We start from the raw sequence: 21,168 nt of genomic DNA on the forward strand, positions 1-21,168 counted from the left end.
CGGTCGCCGTCCGGTTCCGCACCGGATGCGGGGCTCTGATCAGCTGATGGACGGCCCGACGCCGGGGGACTCGACCAGTCGGGAGAGCACGATGGTGCTGCGGCTGGAGGTCACGAAGCTTTCCGCCCGGAGCCGCTCCAACGCCTCCTCAAGGTGGGCGATGTCGGCGGCCCGCAGGTGCACGAGCGCGTCGGCCTCCCCGGAGACGGTGTACGCCCCGACCACCTCGGGGTGGCGGCGCACCGCGGCGCCGATCTGTGCCGGGGTGGTGCGACCGGCGCAGAACAACTCCACGAACGCCTCCGTGGTCCAGCCGACCGACGCCGGGTCGACGATGGTGGTGAATCCCCGAATGACCCCGGCGGCACGCAGTCGGTCCACCCGTCGTTTGACGGCCGGAGCGGAGAGTGAAACTCGGGTTCCGATGTCCGCATACGAGGCGCGAGCATCGGCGACCAGCAACGCAATGATTCGCTTGTCAACCGCGTCGATCTGCAACGTTCCGCCCCTGAGAAGCAATGGTCGTGGCTGTTACTGAAGTCTGAGCGTACCTACTCTTGGTGACCGTGAACCAGCAGCGAGTGCCGCGAAAGCGGACATATCTCATGTGCTCACCGGAGCATTTCGCGGTCGAGTACGCGATCAACCCGTGGATGGACGTGGCCATGCCGGTCGACCCGGAGTTGGCGGTCAAGCAGTGGGATCGCCTGCGGGAGACCCTGGTCGGCCTGGGGCACGAGGTACACCTGCTGGCACCCGAGCCCGGACTGCCCGACATGGTCTACGCCGCCAACGGCGCGTTCATGGTCGACGGAACGGTCTACGGCGCCCGGTTCAAACACCACCAGCGCACGGCTGAGGCGGTGGCACACCGGGCCTTCTACGAGTCGCAGGGCTGGCGGTTCATCGCGCCGAACGAGACGAACGAGGGCGAGGGTGACTTCGCGTACCTCCCGGAGGCGCACGGCGGGCTGATCCTCGCCGGGTACGGGTTCCGTACCGAGTTGCCGGCGCACGCGGAGGCGCAGGAGGCGCTGGGCCGGCCGGTGATCTCGCTGCGGCTGGTCGACCCGCGCTTCTACCACCTGGACGTGGCACTCGCCTCGATCGGCGACGGCAACATCGTCTACTACCCGGGAGCCTTCTCGGTGGCCGGTCAGAAGGTGCTCGCCCAGCTCTTTCCGGACGCAGTGCTGGCGGACGACTCCGACGCCCTCGCCTTCGGGCTGAACCTCGTCAGCGACGGCGCCAACGTGGTGCTCAACAGCGAGGCGACCCGGCTCGCCGGTCGGCTCAAGGCGGCCGGCTACACGCCGGTGCCGGTGGAGCTGGCCGAGCTGAAGAAGGGCGGTGGCAGCGTGAAGTGCTGCATCGCCGAACTGCGGCCCTGAAGCTGTCGCACCGCGACACCGGTACGCGAACGAGCGGGGCCGGCCACCAGGTCGACCCCGCTCGTTCGCGTCGTGGATCCGGGCGTCAGCCCAGCGTGGCCAGCTCGTTGACCAGGACGTTCGACAACACCTGGCCGTCGTGCTGCACCTCGCGCAGGTACCACTTCTGCTGCGGGGTGCGCGGCTGGTTGAACTGCCAGGCGCCGCGCGGGCTGTCGATCTGACCGATCCGGCCCAGCGCGAGGTTGACCTGCTGCGGGGTGGGTTCCGAGCCGGCCAGCCGGATCGCCTGGTCGAGCACCTTCGCCGCGTCGTACGAGGCCATCGCGTAGGTGGTCGGCGAGGCGTTGTGCTTCTTGCGGTACGCCGAGGCGAACCGGCGGTTGGCGGCATTGTTGAGGTCGGCGGAGTAGTTCAACGCGGTACGGATGCCCAGGGCGTCGTTGGCCGGCCTGATGCTCTCCAGCACCGTGCCCTCGGTGAGGAAACCGGGCGCGTAGATGCTGCCCCGGAAGCCGGCGTCGCGTAGCTGCATGATGAACTCCGCCGCCGCCGGGCCGGAGTAGAAGCAGAAGACCACCGACGGGTTACGGCTCAACGCGCGGTCGATGTCCCCGGCGAAGGCGCCCTTGCCCGGGTTCGCGCTGTTGGACGTGAAGATGACCGGATCCGCGATTCGCGGATCGGATTCGCCGAACTCCTGGCGGAAGCCGCGCAGCACGTCTTCACCGCCGACGGCCGATTCCGGCAGGATCGTCGCCACCCGGTCGTCGGGGCCCAACGCGTCGCGCAGATAGCGGCCGAGCGCACGGCCTGCCTCGTCGAGCACGTACGAGGTACGCCAGATGTAGACGACGCTCTGCAGGCTGGTGGGTGAGGCGTTGGAACCGATCAACGGCACTCGGGCCTGCTCGATGACGTCCCGGATGCCGAACATCACCGCCGAGGAGGCGACCCCGGTCAGCGCGAGTACGCCCTGCTTGAGCAGCCCGTCCACAGCGGCCTGACCGGACTTGACGCTGTCTCCCTCGTCGGCGACGAGCAGGTTGACCGGGTGGCCGCCGAGGACTCCGTCGTTGAGGTCCAGGTAGAGCTGGAAGCCGTTGCGCAACTCGTCGCCGACGGCCTTGCCGGGGCCGGACTGCGGTGCGATGAGCCCGACCTTGACCGGGCTCTTCGGCTTCGCCGGCTCCTCGGTGTCCGAGGCGCACCCGGCCACGAGTCCGCCCGTACCGAGCGCGGCCAGCAGTTGAAGTGCCCGCCTACGGTTCATCTGCGACACGGGGTTCCCTTCGGTGTGCTGCCGGGGCCTCCCGCCCCTCCGGCGTTCTACCTGCTTAGCGACGCTGGGTCAATGGTTAATGATCTTCGTGTAGAGAACGGAACGCGGCGGTAACCTGCGGCCAGGCCGGAGACTCCGGATCGATGAGCCCGAAATGTTCGCAGTCGGGCAGCTCGACAAGGTGTATATCGCCACCTAATGCCTGCGCGGCGGCCACGTAGGCCCTGCTCATGCCGACCGGCACCTGCTGATCCAGGGTGCCGTGAATCACTACGGTCCGTGTTGGGGGAGGTGCCGTGACTCGGAGGTCCGCGACCTCGTACCGATCGGGGACATCGGCTGGCCCACCGCCCAGCAGCGCCGCCACCGCGCCCGAGTCCAGGTCCAGCCGGTACGCCTCGGCGAGGTCGGATACCGGGGCGAGCGCGAGCACCCCGCCGACGTCCTGCGGTGACCGTGTCGCCGTGTGCAGCGCGAGATGACCACCAGCCGAGTGCCCGACCAGGATCGGCGGCATCGGCGCCACGCGACCGGGCAACGCCGCGGCGGCCAGCCGGGGCAGAGCGGACACCCCGGACCGTACGTCGGTCAGCGTGCCGGGCCAGCCACCACCGGGCTGCCCGGTCCGGCGGTACTCCAGTTGGGCCACCGGATAGCCGAACCGGGCCATCGCGTCGGCCAGCGAATCGGTGTGCCGCCGGTCGTACTCCACACGCCAGAAACCGCCGTGCACCACGATCACCAGAGGTCGGGGTGGGCCGTCGCCGACCGGGCGACGCAGATCGGCGATCTGGTCGGGATGCTCGCCGTAGGCGACGGTGAGGTCCGGCGCCGGCGCGGGTCGACTGAGCACAGCGCGGGGATCGGGTGACATCGGCCGACGGTAGCGCGATTCGTCGCCGGCCGAGGGGCCGGGTCTGCTGCCATGTTCCTGGCCGGGCCGGCGGGCGCCGACGGGAGTGACTGAGTAAAGATGGATGCCATGACCGAAGCGCGTACCGCTGGACAGAACGACGAGCCTGGCCGGGACGGCACCGGGCACTCGGGCACCGTGGTGGTGGTCGGGCCGGATGGCCGACCGGTCGGCACCGTGCAGACCGACGACGGGCCGGGTGAGGATCCGACCCGCCTGGTCGAACAGCCGGCAAAGGTGATGCGGATCGGCAGCATGATCAAACAGCTGCTGGAGGAGGTCAAGGCCGCGCCGCTGGACGATGCCAGCCGGCACCGGATGCGGGAGATCCACGAGCGGTCGATCGTCGAGCTGAAGGAAGGCCTGGCTCCGGAGCTGCGCGAGGAACTGGAGCGGCTCTCCCTGCCGTTCACCGAGGACCAGGCACCGACGGAGGGCGAGCTGCGGATCGCCCACGCACAGCTGGTCGGCTGGTTGGAGGGGCTGTTCCACGGCATCCAGGCTGCCCTGGTCGCCCAGCAGATGGCGGCCCGGGTGCAACTGGAGCAGATGCGCTCCGGTCGCCAGGCGCTGCCGAGCGGGCCGGGCGGCGCGGCCCTGCCGGGAATACCCGGCCTGGGGCAGGTGCCGGGCGGCGAGGGACACAGCACCGGTCAGTACCTCTGACGATGCCGGGGGTGCGGCGGGTGCCGCACCCCCCGAAGCCCGTCTAGTCCACCCCGAAGACCTTCTCCAGGTACGCCGCCACCCCGTCGACCGAGTTCGCCGAGGTGACCTCGTCGGCGATCGCGAGTACGGCGGGGTGCGCGTTGGCCACCGCCACCGCCCTGCCGGCCCAGGTCAGCAGGGGTACGTCGTTGGGCATGTCGCCGAAGGCCAGCACGTCGTCGGCCTCGATGCCGAGCCGGTGGCAGTACCAGGCCAGCCCGGCCGCCTTGGTCACCCCGGCCGCCGAGATCTCCACCAGCCCGGAGCGCGAGGAGTGGGTGGCCTCCGCCAAGCCGGCGAGGGCAGCGGCGACCAACTCGGTGAACCGGTCCGGATCCTGCTGTTCCTCGGCTCGGGCCAGCAGCTTCACCGCCGGCAGCGAATGCAGCTCCTCCGGAGTCGTCACCACCCGGATCGCCGTGTCGTCGGCATCCCAGCGCATCGGGTAGTGCGACTCGTGCCGCATCTGCCGACTGTCGACGATCTCCACCGCGAAGCTCACCCCGGGCACCTCGGCCCGCAATCGACGGGCCACCTCGGCGAGCAGTTCGGGGGCCAGCGGGTCGGCTCGCAACACCTCGTCGTTGACCGGGTCGTAGACCACCGCACCGTTGGCGCAGACCGCGGGCACCGGCTCGGTCAGCTGGTCGTACACCAGTTTCAGCCAGCGGATCGGCCGACCGGTGACCAGCACGACGGGGATGCCCCGGGCGGAGATCCGGGCCAGTACGTCGGCGGTGTGTGCGCTGAGCGTACGGTCGTCGCGTAGCAGGGTGCCGTCGATGTCGCTGGCGACCAGGCGGGGGATTGCCTCCATCACCTGGACAGTAGCCGGTCGAGGTAGATCGCCACCCCGTCGTCGTCGTTGCGCAGGGTCAGCTCGTCGGCGACGGCGCGCAGTTCCGGGTGGGCGTTCGCGACCGCCACCCGCGCCCAGCCGGCCCACTCGAACATCGGCAGGTCGTTGGGCATGTCACCGAAGACCAGCACCTCGGCCGGGTCGACGCCGAGGCTCTGCGCCACCACGCTGAGCCCGGTCGCCTTGTCCACCCCGGAAGGGCTGATCTCGATGAAGCCGAGCCCGGCCTGGGTGAGCGCGGCCAGGTGTGGCGGAACGATCTCCCTGGCGGCCGCCAGCAACTCGTCGACATGATGGTCGGCGGTACGCGCGAACGCCTTGATCACATCGCCCGCGAGGCACTCGTCACGGGTGCGTACCTCGAATCGGTCCTGATACGGCCAGGCCGGGTGGTAGTCACCCCACAGCGGCGCGTCGTGCTCGTCGGACGCCTCGACCATCACGGTCAGCGGGCCGACAGCGGCTTCCAGGTCGGCCAACAGGGTGGCCAGTACCTCGCTGGAGAGCCGCTCGTCGCGCAGCACCACCGGCCCGGACGGGTCACTCTGGTCGACCACCCGGCCGCCGCCGGCCATCACCAGGAAATCCGCGGCGCGGATGTCGTTGCGGGTCAACTCGGTCAACCGTGGGCCCCGGCCGGTGGCGCCGACCACCGGAATCCCGGCCGCGCGCACCCGGTCCAAGATCTCATGGGTGTACGCCGAGACGGTGTCGTCGCTGCGGACGAGCGTCCCGTCCAGATCGGTGGCGATCAGCTTGGGCAGGCCCGGGCGGGTCATCTTTCCTCCTTCGCCCGCCGCCGTCGCAGCCAGCCGTTCCGGTCGTCAGTTGGCGACCCGGCGTGACGGCGGGCAGCAACCTTACCTCGCGGAAGGGGTCGCAACCATGGCTTCCAGGTGAACAGGGTGCGGCGCAAGGAAGGGCCTTGCTTGACGTCCGGCCTGCCGCGCGCGAGCCTCGGCCTGCTTGCCGGCGCCCTCGGTGTACCGCAGGGCGGCGCAGGAACCGATCAGTCGGACCGGGCCTCGCGGGCGAACGGCACGGTGGGAGTGACGGTGATGTCGGTCGGCTGCCGGCCCTCGTCCTCGTCCTCGTCCACGACATCGGTCCGGCGGCGGGGACGAGGTGGACGTCGACCCGGCTCGCCGGCCGATCCGTCCGGTCCGGAACTGGTTCGGGCGAGGGCGGCGGCGAACAGCAGGACAGCGGCGAAGGCCATGGCCAGGCCCCGCCCGTACTCGATGCGGAAGCCGTCCTCGGCCGAGTAGCCCATCGCCCGCCGGCCGCCCTCGTCGAGCGATACGGCGGTGGCCACCAGCACGGCGACCAGACCCAGGACCAGGGCGAGGCCGGCGACCCGGGCATTGGCGCGTACGGCGACGGTGCCGCGCAGCGCGAGTGCGGCCGTGACGCCCAGGAGGAGCATCCCGACCAGATAGCCGACCCCCAGATTGCCGACCTCGGACACGTTGCTCAGCAACTCGACCGGCTCGTCCCCCTCGCCGCCGCCGCTGGGAAAGGTGACGGTTGCCCACTCGCCGAGCAGAGAGGCGAGGGCGGCGGCAGCCCCGAGCCCGGCGAGCAGCAGCGGTAGCCGGTGATCGCGGCCGAGGCCGCCGAGGGCCGTACGCCACCGGCCCGTGCCGGCGGTTGCCTCCTCGTCCTCGGTTCCCCACTCAAGGACGCTGGTGCCGTCGGTGCGGTCATCCTGCCGGGGGACGGGGAGGTCGTGGGTCACCGCTGCGCCTCCTTGTGGCCTGACCGCCAGGGCGAGGTCTGCCACGAATCATGGCACAGCAGGCCACTTCCGTGATGGAACGTGGACGCAGCTGCGGGGACGGTCGCCTGGCGGGTACGGATTCGACTAGCGTCAGCTGCATGCCTATTCGTACCGCTTCCGCACGTTGGCAGGGCAACCTCCCCGAAGGGTCCGGCACCATTCGCACGGGCAAGGGTGGGCTGGAGGGCAACTACTCCTTCAAGTCCCGCTTCGAGGAGGGTGAGGGCACCAATCCCGAGGAGTTGATCGGTGCGGCGCACGCCGGCTGCTTCTCGATGGCCTTCTCCAAGGCCCTCGCCGACGCCGGCACGACGCCGACCTCGGTGGAGACCACCGCGAAGGTGCACCTGGACAAGACCGAGGCGGGCTTCACCGTGACCCGCATCGAGCTGGAGACCGTTGGTGTCGTACCCGGCATCGACGAGGCACGCTTCGCCGAACTGGCCGAAACCGCCAAGCAGAACTGCCCGATCTCCCGCCTACTCTCCCCCGCCGCCCAAATAACCCTAACCACCCACCTAACCCCCTAAACCCCACCCTCCCACCCCACCCTCCCCTCCCACCCCGCGAGCGTCGATCTTGCACTTCTTGTCGGCCAAATGCGGTATTCATTCCGGTTTGTGGCGACTGAAAGTGCAAGATCGCGCTGCAAGGTGGGGCTGGGGGTGGGGGAGAATGGGTGGGTGGCGGTGGAGATGGAGCGGGAGCGGTTCGAGGAGCTCGTGGGGGAGGCGCTGGACGAGGTTCCCGAGGAACTGCTGGCGCTGATGAGCAACGTGGTCATTCTCGTGGAGGACGATCCCCCGCCGGGGGAGGATCTGCTCGGCCTCTACGAGGGGCATGCGCTGACCGACCGGGGCTGGGACTACGCGGGCGTCCTGCCGGACCGCATCCTGATCTATCGCAACCCGATCCTGCGGATCTGTGACACCGAGGACGACGTCGTCGACGAGGTGGCGGTGACCGTGGTGCACGAGATCGCCCACCACTTCGGCATCGACGACGCCCGTCTGCACGACCTCGGTTGGGGTTGACAGTTGCGCTGCTGACCTACCGTCTCGACCAGTCACGGCGAGTACGGAGGGGAATCATGCGCAGCGAACTGTTCTCAGCGGCGAATCTTGAGCGGGAGTCCGCGCAGCCCGGCATGCGGCTACAGAACTCCAAGATGCTGAAGGTCGAGCTCAACGGTGAGATGTTGGCCCGCGTCGGCTCGATGGTCGCGTACCAGGGACAGGTGCAGTTCCAGGCGCTCGGCTCCGGCGGGCTGGGCAACTTCCTCAAGCAGAAGCTGACCGGGGAAGGCGTGCCGCTGATGAAGCTCACCGGCCAAGGTGACGTCTTCCTCGCCGACTTCGCCAAGGACGTCCACATCATCGACCTTGAGCCGGGTGACGCGCTGTCCATCAACGGCTCCAGCGTGCTGGCCTTCGACTCCACTCTCCACTACGACATCAAGATGGTCGGCGGGGCGGGCATGGCCACGACCGGCCTGTTCAACTGCGTCTTCACCGGGCACGGCCGCATCGCCGTGACCACGAGGGGCACCCCCGTGGTGCTCGCCGTCGACGCGCCCACCTACGTAGATCCGCAGGCGGCGGTCTGCTGGTCGGCCGGGTTGCAGACCGGCTACCACCGGGCCGACCAACTCGGTCTGGGCACGCTGCTGGGCCGCACCACCGGCGAGGCGTACACGATGAGTTTCGCCGGGCAGGGCTTCGTCGTCGTCCAGCCGTCCGAGGAGCCGCCGATCATGGGCAGCGGCCAGCAGGACCAGGGTGGGGTGCTCGGCGGTCTGTTCCGCTGAGCCGGTCGCCCACGAATGCGGCGGGCACCAAGGCCCATGCTGCCGGCACCACGGCCGCCGGCGGCATGGCCGACAACATTACGGCCGCCGATATCACGACCACCAAGGCCACGGCCGCCGACATCACGACCACCTACGCGGCGGCGTGGATCCTCAGCTCAGTCCGCCGGTCCTGATGCGGGCGAGCCAGGCGGCAGCATTGGCGTAATCGGTGTCGGAGAGACCGCTCGGGGCGGGAACCGGGTGTGGGCCCGCGATCCCGCTCCACCGGTGACGCGGATAGGAGCCGAGGAAACGTACGTCGGCGCAGACCCGCCGTAGCCCTCGCAGCGCCTCGCCGAGTCGGGCATCGGCGACGTGACCGGTGCAGTCGAGAAAGAAGACGTACTCGCCGAGCGCCTTGCCGGTCGGCCGTGACTCGATCCGGGTCAGGTTGACACCACGGACCGCGAGTTCCATCAGTACGGACAGCAGCGCACCGACCCGGTCGTGCGCGATGTACACCGCCAGCGACGTCACGTCGTCGCCGGTGGGCGGCGGCGGCGGACCCGGCCGGGCGACCAGGACGAACCGGGTCACCGCGTCGGGATGATCGGCGAGCTTGTCAGCGAGCACGGCCAGCCGGTGTCGCGTCGCGCCGACCGGCGCACAGATCGCCGCGTCGTACTCGCCCGTGGCCGCGCCGGCCGCCGCCGCGCCGTTGGAGAGTACGTCGATCACGGTCGCGTCCGGCAGGTGTGCCCGCAGCCAGCCACGGCACTGGGTGGACGCCTGCGGATGGGCGGCCACGGTGCGAACCGTCGACAAGTCGGTGCCCGCACGCGCACCGAGGACGAACTCCACCGGCAGGATCACCTCGCGGGTGATCATCAACGGCTCGTCCTCGGCCAACTCGTCCAGGGTCACGCCGACGGCGCCGCCGATCGAGTTCTCCAGCGGCACCAGGGCGGCGTCGGCATCGCCGGCGCGTACCGCGTCCAACGCCTCGCCGACGCTGCGGGCCGGCGTACGGGTGCCCTGCTCGGCTGCGGGCAGGGTGCGCAGCGCCTGCTCCGCGAAGGTGCCCTCGGGACCGAGGAAGGCGAAGCGTGTCGGCGGTGTACCCGGCATGGCGTACAGCCTACGCACCCGGGGTGGTCGAAGAGGCCGAAGGCGTCGCAGTGGGGGTGGTCGGCAGCGGCGTCGGCGTGGTCGGCGGTCCAGTCGGCAGCGGAACGGTGCCCGGAGCGTCGTCGCCGCAGGCCAGCGTACGGATGCCAGGCGGCGCGGTGACCCGTACCTCGACCGAGCACACGTCGGTGCCGGCGGTGACCAGCCGCAGCGTCCCCGCCTGCTTCCGGGTGACCACGTGCAGCGGCTCGTACCCGGTCACGTCGAGGGCGGTGAAATGCCAGTCCGCGGCGCACAGCGGACCATTGCTGGCCTGGACCTTCGCGTTGCGGGGCAGCAGGCCGGCGCGACCGCGGATCAGACTGATGATCTGCTGCGCGGACGGTTCGCCCTGGCAGGCCACCGCGACCAGGCCGGCATTCGCCGACGGGACGGGCGTGCTGGCGACGGGCGGTACGGCGACGGGCGGCGGCGGCGTTTCCGGCCCGCTCGCGCTCGGGGTTGTTGCGACAGTGGGCAGTCCGGATGCGCCTTCGCGCAGCTCCGGAGGCTCGCCACAGCCGGACAGCAGTAGCCCGGCCAGCGCCAGGGCACCGCAGGCCCACCGGGCATGCCGGAACAGGCCGAGACCCGCCGGTGAGTGGCCGGCAGCGGCGCGACGGAGAGGGCTGGGCGGCACGGAGGTCCTCGAATGCAGGGGCGTGATGGGGTGGCCGGCGGCCGAGCCCATGGTAGGAGGATCCGTTGCCGTGGTGGAAGGGCAGCGCTCGGCCGCCGACGAGCCTCGTCCCGCGCGGCGGGCTCAGACCTCGGAGAAGAAGGGGCTCAGACCTCTGAGAAGAACGTCAGCGAGCCGGCGACGGCGCCTTCGGCGAGCACCGGTGTGGAGACCGCGTCCACGGTCGCGTCGGATCCGCCGTCGGCTGCCTCGATGCGCAGCAGACCTCGGGCCAGGCGGCCCGAGGTGAGCGCGAGCAGTGGTGGAATCTTGTCGATCTCCGGCTCGGTCAGCTCGCCCCTGGCTGCGGTGAAGTCGAGCAGCCGCAACCCGCCGTCGAGCAGGGGTAGACCGATCAGCTCCTCCGGCGTGCCCAGGCAGAGCAGTTCGCAGCCGGCGGCGGAGACAGCCACCACCCGCGTCTCGGCGTCGATCAGCAGGCAGGGCTCGTCGGCGCTGGACACCGTTGCCGACCAGCGGCCGATGTTGTCGTACCCCGGCTCTGTCGATGTCCCCGTCGTGGGCGCGAACACTTCCGAGAGCGAGAGTTCGACGTGGGCCACCGCGCCTCCTATGTACACCGACGGTACGTCCACGCTAGCCGGTCGTTGCGGCGACCGCCGACCGTGCGTCGTGTGTCGGGTCGTCGGTGGGATCGGTGCCCCGGTCGGCAACGGCGCGGGCCGGCGGAGTACCGAGCCGGGACCGCCCGGCCGCGTGGCGTCGCCGCAGACGTTACCGGTGGGTGGCCGCCTTGTCAGCGGCCGTTCGGCCGTCCTCGTACCACCGGTAGTCCGCCGCTGGCTGATGCCCCCCGGGTGTCCAGGTGCTGGGATGCTGGGCCACTCGGGAAAGCTTCTCCGCGGTGGCCGGGCTGATCCGGTTGCCGCCCGCGACGAGCAACCGGTCGAGCTCCCGATGAGTCGCCATCAGGCAGTCCTTCGGCAAGCCGTAGACGCTGATGACGCCGGAGCCGACGAAGGTGAGCACCGGCGTGACCGGAATCGGATGGCCGACCGCCGCGGTGAGCGCCTTGCTGGCCCGCCTGGCGTCCCGCCGGGCCTCCGTCACGTACGGCGGACGCTTGCCGTTGATCTGCACCACGTCGCCGGCGACGAGCACGCGGGCCCGACCGTGGTCGGCGATGGTGACGGCGAAGAGCCCGCTCGGTCCGATGGCGAGGAACCCGGCCCGGTTGTCGTCACTCTCGTCGAGCAGCATGTCGGTGTGATCCACCCGTGGCCAGTCGACGACGTGCCACGCCGGCCCGAGGTGACCGAGTTGCCCCAAGGCGCGGGCCCCGGCCGCCTCCAGTCGCCGGGCACCCCGCTCGGCGCGGCGACGCCGGGCCCACTCCAACGGGGATGGACGAGCGGCCGCGGTCACCCCTGACGCCTCCGTCCGGGGGTGCGGTACCGCCACGGGCGGCAGTGCCCGGGTGGGGGGTACGGCTCGACGAGCGGGGAAGACAGTCATCGCGACCTCCGGCAAAAGGTCCCTCGAAGTTACTTTCTCACTACCCTACGTTGCCGGTCCGGGTAGTCGGCAAGCCGGAACGCCGGAATGACTGTGGATGAATGCCGTATTCATCCACAGTCGTTTTCCCAGATACCGCCAAACCCTGACCTACGCTGCGAGAGTGACCCACTACGTGGACAGTGAGGTTGGTCGACTCGGCACCGTCCTGTTGCATCGACCGGGGCCGGAACTCGCCCGGCTCACCCCGCGAAACAACGACTCCCTGTTGTTCGACGCGATCCCCTGGGTGGGGCGGGCACAGGAGGAGCACGACGCCTTCGCCGGCGCACTGCGCGAACGCGGCGTCGAGGTGCTCTACCTGACCGATCTGCTCACCGAGGCACTGGCCGTGGCGGATGCCCGCGCCGAGTTGACCGAGCAGGTGCTCGGCTCACCCCGGCTCGGCGACACCCTGCGGGCCCGGGTCGCCGCGCACCTGTCGTACCTCGATCCGGCCGCTCTCGCCGGCGTTCTCGTGGCCGGTCTGGCACACGAGGAGCTGAGAGTCGGCCGGGACCGCCGGGGTGGACTGGTCTACACCCTGATGGACCGGCACGACTTCGTCATCGATCCGCTGCCGAATCTGCTGTTCACCCGGGACTCGTCGTTGTGGATCCGTGACCGGGTGGGCGTGACCAGCCTGGCCATGCCGGCCCGTCGGCGGGAGACCACGCTGACCGACGCGATCTACCGGTACCACCCGCGATTCGCCAACACCGAGTTCGTCTATCGGCCCGAGCTGGAGCACCTGGAGGGCGGTGACGTCCTGCTGCTGGCACCCGGGGTGCTCGCCGTCGGAGTGGGCGAGCGGACCACCCCGGCCGGCGCCGAGCGGCTGGCTCGTCGGGTCTTCTCCGCCGAACTGGCACACACCATCCTCGTCGTCCCGATCGCTCAGGAACGGGCGACCATGCACCTCGACACCATCTGCACGATGGTCGACGTCGACGCGGTACTGATGTACCCGAACGTGGCCAGCTCGCTGTCGGCGTACACCGTGATCGCCGGCACCGACGGCGACGACCCGCGGGTCGACGGCCCGGCACCGTTCCTGCGGGCAGCGGCCGACGCGATGGACCTGGATCAGCTCCGGGTGATCGACACCGGGCTCGATCCGGTCACCGCCGAGCGGGAACAGTGGGACGACGGCAACAACACGCTGGCGCTGGCCCCCCGCCTGTGCATCGGCTACGAACGCAACATCGAGACCAACGCACAACTGGAGCGGGCCGGCATCGAGATCATCCCGATCGCCGGCTCCGAGCTGGGCTCCGGCCGTGGCGGCCCGCGCTGCATGTCGTGCCCGCTGCTGCGGGGGTGAAGGAGGGGCCCCTTCTTAACGCCTCAGGTAGAGAAAGGGCCCCCTGTTAACGCCAGGGTGGCGAACGCGGCGACTCAGCGCAGGGTGAGCTGGCGTCCGAGCAGACCCTGCCGGGACCGGCGGGCGGCCGCGTCGAGCGGCCCGGTCTCGGCGAGCGCCTCGGCGTACCGCTTTGCGAACTCGGCCACCGGGTCCTCCCAGTCGCCGGCCGGCGCAGCCTCGGGCAGGTCCCAGACCGGCACCAGCCGCCCGTGCGCGCGGAACATGCCGGCGAACTTGGTCGACTCACCGAGGGTCAGTGAGCCGGCCGCGCTCAGCCGCGCCAGGGCGTTCAGGGCGGCCTCCTCGTCCTCCGGCAACACCCAGCGCACGTGCGCCTTCTCCGGCACCCGGCACCAGTACGCGGCAGGTGCGGCGGCCAATCGTACGGTCGGGTAGATCGCCGCGTTGGCCCGCTCCAGCGACGCCTGCACGGTCGGGTCGTCGACGGCCTCCGGAACCAGCCAGAACTCGAACCCCTCGTGCAGGGTGATCTCCAGCGGCCCGTCGACCAGGATGTCCTGGAGTCGAGGTCCGGGGCCCGGCAGCGGTGGCACGGCGACCGGGGCACCCGGTTCGGTCCGCAGCGCGCAGAGCAACGACTCGGCCAGGTCGCGGGAAACGTCACCGGACTGCTGGTGCCGCTGGAGCCCGATGAATACGCGCCCGTCCTGCCGGCTCATCGCCGGTGCGGCCATCGGCAGCACCGTGGCCAGCGTGACCGGACGATCGCCGTACTCCTCGGCCAGCGCCGGCGTGAGACGCAGCGGTGCGGAGGCGGCGGGCACCAGTTCGCGCAGGGCGATCCACTCCGGCTCGTCGGCCAGCCCTTCGAAGGGACGGGGGACGAAGACGTCCCGTACCCGCTCCCGCTTTGCGCTCGGCGTGGCTGCCCGCTGGTTCTTTCGACGCTTGCTCACGGCCAGACAGCCTAGAGGCCCCGGCGGCACGGCGTGGGCCGGACCCACCCCCGTCACCCCGGCGGGCCGTTCAGCCGGCCGCCACCAGGCCTGGACGCTGCTGCGGTACGGGGTCGAAGTCGGCCCAGACGCTCTGGCCGAGGCCGTCGCGTTCCACGCCCCACCGGCTGGCCAGACCGGAGACGATGTGCAGGCCACGGCCGTCGGCCGCGCCCGAGTCGGCGGGACGGATCTGCGGACCGCAGGTGGCACCGCCGTCGGTGACCTGGAGCCGGACCTGCGCCCCCTCGGTGGTGACGCGCAGCCGCCAGGACACCCGGACCACCCCGCCGGGCAGCGGGTCGGCGTGCCGGACGGCGTTGCCCACCAACTCGGCCAGGACCGCCACCAGATCGGCGAGCACGGCCGGGGTCACCACCTCGGCCAGCTCGGTGGCGAGCCGGTGCCGGGCGACCCGTGCCCCGGTGGCGTGGTGCGGCACCACCACACACCACGCTCGTTCGACCGCTGCCGTCGACACCTCTGCCCCTCTTCCGCCCCAGTGATCACACCGTTCACCTGCGGGGCAGTCGCACCTCTGCGACCGTACCCCCACCTGTTCTCGGTCGAAGGAATACCCAGCCATTCTGCTGTTCAACGATCCGGCGGACGAGATAGAGGCCCAGACCGGTGCCGGGATAGCGACGCCGGTCGCCGGAGTCGCCCTGCCAGAACCGGTCGAAGGCCCGTTCGACGTGTTCAGGGCGTACGCCGATGCCGCGATCACTGACCTGGAGGCTGACGGTCCGGCCGTCGGCCGACGCGCTGATTTCGATGGGTGAGCCGGGCGGTGAGTACTTTCCGGCGTTGGTGACCAGTTCGGTGAGCACGGTGGCCAGGCTCTGCCGGTGCCCGACCGCCCGGGGCAGTTCGGCCGGTATCTGGGTCGTGGTCCGGCGGCGCAGGTCGGTGGGCAGGTCGGCGACTGCGGCCCGGAGCGTCTCGCCGAAGTCGAACGGCGCTGGCGGGCCGTCACCCGGCCACACCTCGGCGGCGGAGGAGAGCAGCCGGTCGAGCAACCGGGCCAGTTCGTTCGCCCGCTGCCCGATGACCCGGGCCGCCTGCCGCCGGTCGGCCTCGCTCAGCGACTCCCAGTGGTCGTTGAGGGTGTCGGCGTACCCCTTGATGACGGTCACCGGGGTACGCAGCTCGTGACTGGTGACCGCGACGAAAAGGTCCCGTTCGTGGTCGTGACGTTCCTGGTCGGTGGTGTCACGGACGGCCAGTCCGTCGGCCGGTGCCACCACCGGGCCGTCGCTGTGCACCGGCAGGCCGTTCTGGTCGCCGTACATGTGCGCGATGCAGGTGCCGAGGTAGGCGACCACCCCCCGTTGTTCGGTGCCGGGCTCCTCGGTGCCGGCGGGATAGAGGGCGTGCAGGCTGCCGACGGTGTGCCCGCCGATCTCCGCACGGGACACGACCATCTGCCGCAGGCCACGTTCAGCCAGTTCGAGGGCGAGTTGGTTGGTCAGCTGGTCGATGCGTACGCATTGCACGCGGGGCCCGGAGAGCAGGCAGGCGGTGGCCGGGTCGTTGGCCGGCAGCGGTCGGCCGATGGCCCACTCGGCTGCGCCGGTCGCGGCGATCACCCGCCCGCCGCTCGCCGCGAACTCCACGAACGCCATGCCCGCGGCACCGAGTGCCGGCTGGGCCATCCGGAGCAGTCGGGTCAGGACCGGCAGGCCCGCAGCACCTGAGTTCATCATCTCGATGACGACGGTGTGCCCAGCGATTAGGGCCGAGTAGTCGGTGCGGTCCGGCATGACCCCGAGTGTGCACGCGCTTCGCGTTCCTGGGCACCCCCGAGTGGGTTACCGGGTCAACCGGGCGAGGGTGTGCGCCGGACGGTCGGTGATCACGCCGTCCACTCCGGCGGCCAGCACCAGGTCGAGGTCGGCCGGCTCGTTGACGGTCCAGACGTAGACCTGGTTGCCGGCCGCTCGCAGGGCTGGTACCAGCATCGGGCGGGCCCGCACCAGCCCGATGCCCGGCCCGGCGATGCCGGCGCCGAACGGCAGGCGGCCGAGGCGTAGCCAGCGGGGCAGCACCTCCAGCAGCAGCACGGTCGGCAGCGCGGGGGCCAGGGCCCGGATCCGGCGTACGGCCAGCGGCGAGAACGACATCACGGTGACCTGTACCGGGGCCCCCGGGTGCGGTTCGGCCAGGCCGTAGCGGCGCAGCAGAGCGACCAGTCGGCGTTCGACGTCCCCGCCGTGGCGGGCCGGGTGCTTGGTCTCCACCAGCAGTCGTACCGGTCGGCCCGCGGCGAGGACCGCCTCCAGCAGCCGTTCGAGGGTGAGCAGCCGGGTGTGCGAGTCGTCGAGCACCTCGTCACCGTCGGGCGGTACGCAGCCCGGGTGCCAGGAGCCGAAGTCCAACTGCTGCAACTCGGCGAGGGTACGGGTGCTGACCGGCCCTCGGCCGTTGCTGGTCCGGTTCAACCGGCGGTCGTGTACGCAGACGAGGTGCCCGTCGCGGGTCAGCCGCACGTCGCACTCCAGCCCGTCGGCACCCTCGTCGAGGGCCCGTAGATAGGCCGCGAGGGTGTGCTCCGGCAGGTCGTACGACGCGCCTCGGTGCGCGAATACGAGGGGGGCGCCCATCCGGCCCGCCCTACAGGACCCGGCCCGGCTGTCCGTCGCTGGCGACCACCGGCCGCCCGGCGGTCGCCCAGTCGCCCATCCCGCCCTCGACGTTGCGCACCTGGTCCCATCCGTTGCGCATCAGGTACGCCACGACCTGTGCGGAGCGGCCGCCTGAGCGGCAGATGACCGCCACATCGCGGTCGGTCGGTACCTCGGCGATCCGGGCCGGCAACTCCATCATCGGCAGATGGTGGGCGTCCGGTGCGTGACCGGCGGCCCACTCGTCGTCCTCCCGCACGTCGAGCAGGTACGTGTCATCGGTGATCTCGGAAACGGTCACGGTGGGAATCTGGGATCCGAACACGGGTACCAAGGGTAGATCCTCGGCCGACCCGACGAGCCCGGCGGCGCCGATCGGGTCGTCAGAGTCGGGTCACCCAGCGCGGATGCGCGCCGGCCCACTGCGGCATCCGGGTGCCGCGTACCGCCTCGAACAATTCCTCGCCGCCGTTGTCGAGCATCACGTAGGAGACCTGGTCGATGGTCTGTGGGTACGACGGCACCTGCACGCCGCGCAGCCCGTCGGTGGACAGCCCGCGCAGCGCGAGCAGCAGGTCCTCCACCGGCACCCCGTTGGTGTCCACGGTCAACGACTCGCCGACGGCCTGGATGAGTTGGTGCAACTGGACCGGGTTGGTGCGTACCCGGGTCTCGCCCGCACGTTCGAGCATCGCCCCCAGCAGTTGCTGCTGGTGGGTCTGCCGGTCGTAGTCGCCGCCGGGCAGGTCGTAGCGCTGGCGTACGTAGTCGAGCGCCTGCGCGCCGTCCATCCGTTGACAGCCGGGCTGGAAGACCCGGTTGGTGTGGATCGAGCGCACCTCGGTCCGTACGCACATCTCGACGCCGTCGAGCAGGTCGATGACGCTGCGTAGCCCGGCGAAGTCGACCAGGGCGGCACCGTCGAAGCGGATTCCGGTGAGCCGGGTAAGGGTGTGGGAGAGCAACTGGGCGCCGGGCTGGCCGCCTCCGCCGTACTCGTAAGCGCTGTTGATCTTGTCTTCGCCGCCCGGCCAGCCGGCGCCGGGCGGGATGGTGACCAGCAGGTCGCGTGGTACGGAGACGAGATAGCCCTCGCGCAGCCCGGCGGGGATGTGCACGATGAGGATGGTGTCGGTGCGTTGCTCCGGGCCGGTGTCGCCAGGACGTCGGTCCGATCCGACGAGCAGGTAGTTCAGCGGCCCATCCAGGTCGGTGCGTTTGGTGCGGGCGGACGGGTCCAGCAGTTGCTCGTGGGTGATCGTGCGTTCGTACCGGTCGGCGAGCACCCGGAGGCCGACCACGGCGACCGCCGCGAGCAGCACCACCACCAGCCCGGTCCGGAGCAGTACGCGGGCCCACCGCGGGTGCCGGGAACCATTCCCCGGTGACCGCGTCCCGCCGTCGCCCGCCCGCCTGGCCGTGGCGCCCCTCCCGTCAGCCCGAATCCTGCTCACTTCAGGCTAGGGAAGGTTCACGAAGGGTGATGGGAGTTCCCGGAGATTCGCGTCCTGCCGGTCACTTCCGGCTGGAGATCACCTCGGGGTTGTAGAACACGAACTCGGCGAGCTTGTCCTGCCGGACCGCACGGAACATGTCCAGGGTCTGCTCGTCGAGCGCCTCGTTGCCGTTGCCCTTGGCGTTGTAGGTGCCGCCGTTGGTCTTGAGCATGATCAGCTCGTTGCCGGTGACGCCGCGCATGGTGAAGACGAAGTCCTCCACCGAGACGCCGCCGGTGTCGAGGATGAACGCCTTGCCCGCCGCCTTGATCAACTCGTTCAGCTTGACCGGGTTGGTCAGCGTGCCGTTCTGGCTGGCCTTCTTCGCCATCGCCTTGATCAGCTGCTGCTGGTTCTGCTGGCGGTCGTAGTCGCTGTTGGCCAGGCCGTAGCGCTGCCGGGAGAAGTCCAGCGCGGCCCAGCCCTCCATCTCCTGGCAGCCCTTCTTGTGCACCACCGGAGTACGCGGCTTGCCGGTCTTCTTGGCGTCCGCGTTCCACATCGGCTTGCCGTCGACGTACGACATGTGCGTGGACTTGACGTCCTGCTTCGGGCAGATCCGCACCGAGCCAAGTGCGTCGATGACGTTCTTGAAGCCACCGAAGTTGATGATCGCCGCCCCGTCGAAGCTGACGCCGGTCATGTTCTTGATCGTCTGCGCCATCACCTGGGCGCCACCTTCCCAGCCGCCGCCGTTGCGGGCACCGACCTGGAACGCAGCGTTGATCTTGTCGACCCCGCCGGCGAAGTTGCCCTTGGGCCAGGCCGGGATCTGTGCCTCGGTGTCCCGGGGAATCGAGATCAGGTACGCCTGGTCGTGGGTGGCCGGGATGTGCAGCACGATGATGCTGTCCGCCCGGACGTCGTCGGCGGCCCAGCGTTCCCGGGCGTCCACGCCCAGCAGCAGCATGTCGATCGGGCCCTTCAGATCGGACCCACCCTCGGCCAGCGTCTTACCCGCGTCGCCGAGCAGGTTGCGCTGGGTGATGCTGCCGGTGGCCTGACTGATCACCGCCTTGCTGCCGACGATGGCGACCCCGCTGGTCATCATCAGCACGGCTCCGGCCACCACGGTGAGTCGGGCCCAGAGCGGATCCTTGCGTCGCGGACGCCCCTTCCTGGCCTTACCGGATCGGTTCTTACCGCCGGACACCGGCGGCGGGGTGGCGGTCGCATGAGGTGGTTCGAGCAAGGCGGGGCTGTGAACCGGCATGCGCGCTCCAGTTCTTGTGTAGCAAAAGGGGGCGGAGACACTTTACGTATACATACCTGCCGAAGCGAGTTCTCATGACGGCCAGTTACTGTTCTCCGCCGCGTCATCCTGCCGAAATGTCCGAACGGGCAGATTCAATTAGACAATTGGCGGTTGGCTCACAGGGAGTACTCAGGATGCCCCGTCACCCGTTGCCGGTCGCCGACGGCTTGTTGGCCTGCATCCACTCGGCCATCGTGTCGGCGGTCATCGCGCGGTACATGGCCAGCGCCTTCTCCCGGTCGGAGACCACCACCGACTCACCGTCGATGGTCTGGCTGCCCAGGTGCGGGCTGGTGACGAAGGTGAGGCTCTCGCCCCGCAGGTTGCGGAACTGCACCGCCATGTCGGTGAGCGAGAAGCCGTGATCGACCGTGACCGCGTCGGTCACCGACCGGAGGAAGGCGTTGAGCTTCTTCGGGTTGGTCAACGTGCCCGTGCTCGCCGCCTTGTCCATCAGGGCACGCAGGAACTCCTGCTGGTGGCGCATCCGGGCGAAGTCGCCGTCGGGGAACTGCTTGCGCTGACGGATCCAGTCCAACGCCTCGGTCCCGTTCATGTGGTTGGTGCCCTTGGTGAACTTCCGGTACGGCTTGTGGATCGAGGCGATCGTCCGCTCGACCTCCAGATCCACACCGCCGAGGGCATCGGTGACCTGCTTGAAGCCCGCGAAGTCGATCGCCATCACGTGATCGATGTGCACGTCGGTGAAGCACTCGACCGTGCGTACCGCCAGCGGCAGCCCACCGAAGGCGAAGGCTGCGTTGATCTTGCGGCGCTGGCCGGAGCCGCAGTCCGCCCCCGCGCTCTGCGGGATCGGCACGTACAGGTCCCGTGGAATGGAGACCAGGTATGCCTTCTGGTGGTCGGCCGGGATGTGCATGACGATGATCGTGTCGGCCCGCCACTCACCCGCCCGGTCCATCGGGGCGTCCGGATCCCGCGAGTCGGTGCCCACCATGAGGATGTTCAGCGCGCCGTTCACGGACTTCGCCGGTCGACCGCCGGTGATCTCCGAGAAGGGGTCGGTCCGGGCGAGGTTCTTGTCGAGGCTGCGGGCGTAGAACCAGGCCCCGCCGCCACCGATCAACGCCAGCGCCAACACGATGACACCGGCCACCAGGGCGATGCGCCGCCAGTGCGGTCGCCGCCCGCGCGGCCGACCACTGCCCGGCCCGCCCGGCCCCAGCGGCCCACGCGGGCCGCCCGGCCCGCCGGCCCGTACCGGCTCCTCGTCGTAGCCGGGCTGCCACTGGGCGGTGTCGGCCGGTCGGGCGGCACGCCCGCCGCGACCGGGGCCCGGCACCGCCGCGCGCCCGGCGCTGCGGTGCAGGTGAGGGAGCCGGTGGGCATCGGGGCTGGTCGCTGACATGTAACTCAGGGTACGCAGC

The 21,168-nt window shown here is 70.3% G+C and carries 23 protein-coding genes and 1 pseudogene; 6 read left to right on the plus strand and 18 right to left on the minus strand.

What is annotated here, in order from left to right:
- Positions 1-39: 39 nt before the first annotated feature.
- Positions 40-498 carry an Lrp/AsnC family transcriptional regulator gene (locus tag AB0M35_RS07830; protein ID WP_363742818.1) on the minus strand — a complete coding sequence of 153 codons (459 nt, stop codon included), beginning with the start codon at positions 496-498 and terminating at the stop codon, positions 40-42.
- A 59-nt stretch (positions 499-557) separates the two neighbouring features.
- Between AB0M35_RS07830 and ddaH the strand changes: the two genes are divergently transcribed.
- Positions 558-1,391, plus strand: a complete 834-nt coding sequence (gene ddaH / locus AB0M35_RS07835) for a dimethylargininase (protein ID WP_363742820.1) — start codon at positions 558-560, stop codon at positions 1,389-1,391.
- 85 nt (positions 1,392-1,476) lie between these two features.
- Here the strand turns inward: ddaH and AB0M35_RS07840 are convergent, their stop codons facing one another.
- Positions 1,477-2,673 carry an ABC transporter substrate-binding protein gene (locus AB0M35_RS07840; protein ID WP_363742823.1) on the minus strand — a complete coding sequence of 399 codons (1,197 nt, stop codon included), beginning with the start codon at positions 2,671-2,673 and terminating at the stop codon, positions 1,477-1,479.
- A 76-nt stretch (positions 2,674-2,749) separates the two neighbouring features.
- Positions 2,750-3,547 (minus strand): alpha/beta hydrolase, encoded by a 798-nt coding sequence (locus tag AB0M35_RS07845; protein WP_363742825.1) that lies wholly within the window; start codon positions 3,545-3,547, stop codon positions 2,750-2,752.
- A 99-nt stretch (positions 3,548-3,646) separates the two neighbouring features.
- Between AB0M35_RS07845 and AB0M35_RS07850 the strand changes: the two genes are divergently transcribed.
- A complete protein-coding gene (locus tag AB0M35_RS07850; RefSeq protein WP_363742828.1) occupies positions 3,647-4,252 on the plus strand; it encodes a bacterial proteasome activator family protein in 606 nt (201 codons plus the stop codon).
- 43 nt (positions 4,253-4,295) lie between these two features.
- Here the strand turns inward: AB0M35_RS07850 and AB0M35_RS07855 are convergent, their stop codons facing one another.
- From AB0M35_RS07855 to AB0M35_RS07865, 3 genes are all read right to left on the minus strand, one after another.
- On the minus strand, positions 4,296-5,111 hold the full coding sequence (locus AB0M35_RS07855; protein ID WP_363742831.1) for an HAD family hydrolase: 816 nt from the start codon (positions 5,109-5,111) through the stop codon (positions 4,296-4,298).
- Complete coding sequence (locus AB0M35_RS07860; protein ID WP_363742834.1) at positions 5,111-5,932, minus strand: HAD family hydrolase; 822 nt, start codon at positions 5,930-5,932, stop codon at positions 5,111-5,113. The genes AB0M35_RS07855 and AB0M35_RS07860 overlap by 1 nt, the downstream gene beginning before the upstream one ends.
- 230 nt (positions 5,933-6,162) lie before the next feature.
- Positions 6,163-6,891: a hypothetical protein gene (locus AB0M35_RS07865; protein WP_363742837.1), complete on the minus strand. Its 729-nt coding sequence runs from the start codon at positions 6,889-6,891 to the stop codon at positions 6,163-6,165.
- A 140-nt stretch (positions 6,892-7,031) separates the two neighbouring features.
- Between AB0M35_RS07865 and AB0M35_RS07870 the strand changes: the two genes are divergently transcribed.
- From AB0M35_RS07870 to AB0M35_RS07880, 3 genes are all read left to right on the plus strand, one after another.
- Positions 7,032-7,463 (plus strand): OsmC family protein, encoded by a 432-nt coding sequence (locus AB0M35_RS07870; RefSeq protein ID WP_363742839.1) that lies wholly within the window; start codon positions 7,032-7,034, stop codon positions 7,461-7,463.
- 159 nt (positions 7,464-7,622) lie between these two features.
- A complete protein-coding gene (locus AB0M35_RS07875; RefSeq protein WP_363743036.1) occupies positions 7,623-7,967 on the plus strand; it encodes a metallopeptidase family protein in 345 nt (114 codons plus the stop codon).
- Positions 7,968-8,023: 56 nt separating this feature from the next.
- Positions 8,024-8,740 carry an AIM24 family protein gene (locus tag AB0M35_RS07880; RefSeq protein WP_363742841.1) on the plus strand — a complete coding sequence of 239 codons (717 nt, stop codon included), beginning with the start codon at positions 8,024-8,026 and terminating at the stop codon, positions 8,738-8,740.
- 153 nt (positions 8,741-8,893) lie between these two features.
- Here AB0M35_RS07880 and pheA read toward each other — a convergent pair whose 3' ends face one another.
- The 4 genes and pseudogenes from pheA to AB0M35_RS07900 all read right to left on the minus strand — a co-directional run bounded on the left by pheA (position 8,894) and on the right by AB0M35_RS07900 (position 12,044).
- Positions 8,894-9,850 carry a prephenate dehydratase gene (gene pheA, locus AB0M35_RS07885; RefSeq protein ID WP_363742842.1) on the minus strand — a complete coding sequence of 319 codons (957 nt, stop codon included), beginning with the start codon at positions 9,848-9,850 and terminating at the stop codon, positions 8,894-8,896.
- Between the two features lie 127 nt (positions 9,851-9,977).
- Positions 9,978-10,439: pseudogene (locus AB0M35_RS07890) on the minus strand (hypothetical protein); the annotation flags it as partial.
- 236 nt (positions 10,440-10,675) lie between these two features.
- Positions 10,676-11,131, minus strand: a complete 456-nt coding sequence (locus AB0M35_RS07895; protein ID WP_363742844.1) for a hypothetical protein — start codon at positions 11,129-11,131, stop codon at positions 10,676-10,678.
- A gap of 172 nt (positions 11,132-11,303) precedes the next feature.
- The gene (locus AB0M35_RS07900) at positions 11,304-12,044 is read right to left on the minus strand and encodes a hypothetical protein (protein WP_363742846.1); all 741 of its coding nucleotides are present in this window, start codon (positions 12,042-12,044) and stop codon (positions 11,304-11,306) included.
- A 163-nt stretch (positions 12,045-12,207) separates the two neighbouring features.
- Between AB0M35_RS07900 and AB0M35_RS07905 the strand changes: the two genes are divergently transcribed.
- Complete coding sequence (locus tag AB0M35_RS07905; protein ID WP_363742848.1) at positions 12,208-13,407, plus strand: arginine deiminase; 1,200 nt, start codon at positions 12,208-12,210, stop codon at positions 13,405-13,407.
- A gap of 74 nt (positions 13,408-13,481) precedes the next feature.
- Here the strand turns inward: AB0M35_RS07905 and AB0M35_RS07910 are convergent, their stop codons facing one another.
- From AB0M35_RS07910 to AB0M35_RS07945, 8 genes are all read right to left on the minus strand, one after another.
- Positions 13,482-14,366: a DUF5926 family protein gene (locus tag AB0M35_RS07910; RefSeq protein ID WP_363742851.1), complete on the minus strand. Its 885-nt coding sequence runs from the start codon at positions 14,364-14,366 to the stop codon at positions 13,482-13,484.
- A gap of 70 nt (positions 14,367-14,436) precedes the next feature.
- A complete protein-coding gene (locus AB0M35_RS07915; protein ID WP_363743038.1) occupies positions 14,437-14,853 on the minus strand; it encodes an ATP-binding protein in 417 nt (138 codons plus the stop codon).
- A 67-nt stretch (positions 14,854-14,920) separates the two neighbouring features.
- Positions 14,921-16,168, minus strand: coding sequence for a HAMP domain-containing sensor histidine kinase (locus tag AB0M35_RS07920; protein ID WP_363742853.1), 1,248 nt, complete (start codon positions 16,166-16,168; stop codon positions 14,921-14,923).
- Positions 16,169-16,216: 48 nt separating this feature from the next.
- Complete coding sequence (locus AB0M35_RS07925) at positions 16,217-17,008, minus strand: glycerophosphodiester phosphodiesterase family protein (protein WP_363742856.1); 792 nt, start codon at positions 17,006-17,008, stop codon at positions 16,217-16,219.
- A gap of 10 nt (positions 17,009-17,018) precedes the next feature.
- Positions 17,019-17,354 (minus strand): rhodanese-like domain-containing protein, encoded by a 336-nt coding sequence (locus AB0M35_RS07930; RefSeq protein ID WP_363742859.1) that lies wholly within the window; start codon positions 17,352-17,354, stop codon positions 17,019-17,021.
- A 58-nt stretch (positions 17,355-17,412) separates the two neighbouring features.
- Positions 17,413-18,351, minus strand: a complete 939-nt coding sequence (locus AB0M35_RS07935) for an LCP family protein (protein WP_363743040.1) — start codon at positions 18,349-18,351, stop codon at positions 17,413-17,415.
- A 193-nt stretch (positions 18,352-18,544) separates the two neighbouring features.
- Positions 18,545-19,738, minus strand: coding sequence for an LCP family protein (locus AB0M35_RS07940; RefSeq protein WP_363742861.1), 1,194 nt, complete (start codon positions 19,736-19,738; stop codon positions 18,545-18,547).
- A 184-nt stretch (positions 19,739-19,922) separates the two neighbouring features.
- Positions 19,923-21,149: an LCP family protein gene (locus AB0M35_RS07945; RefSeq protein ID WP_363742864.1), complete on the minus strand. Its 1,227-nt coding sequence runs from the start codon at positions 21,147-21,149 to the stop codon at positions 19,923-19,925.
- Between the last annotated feature and the right edge of the window lie 19 nt (positions 21,150-21,168).

Source organism: Micromonospora sp. NPDC051196 (assembly GCF_040682415.1).
Lineage (GTDB): Bacteria > Actinomycetota > Actinomycetes > Mycobacteriales > Micromonosporaceae > Micromonospora.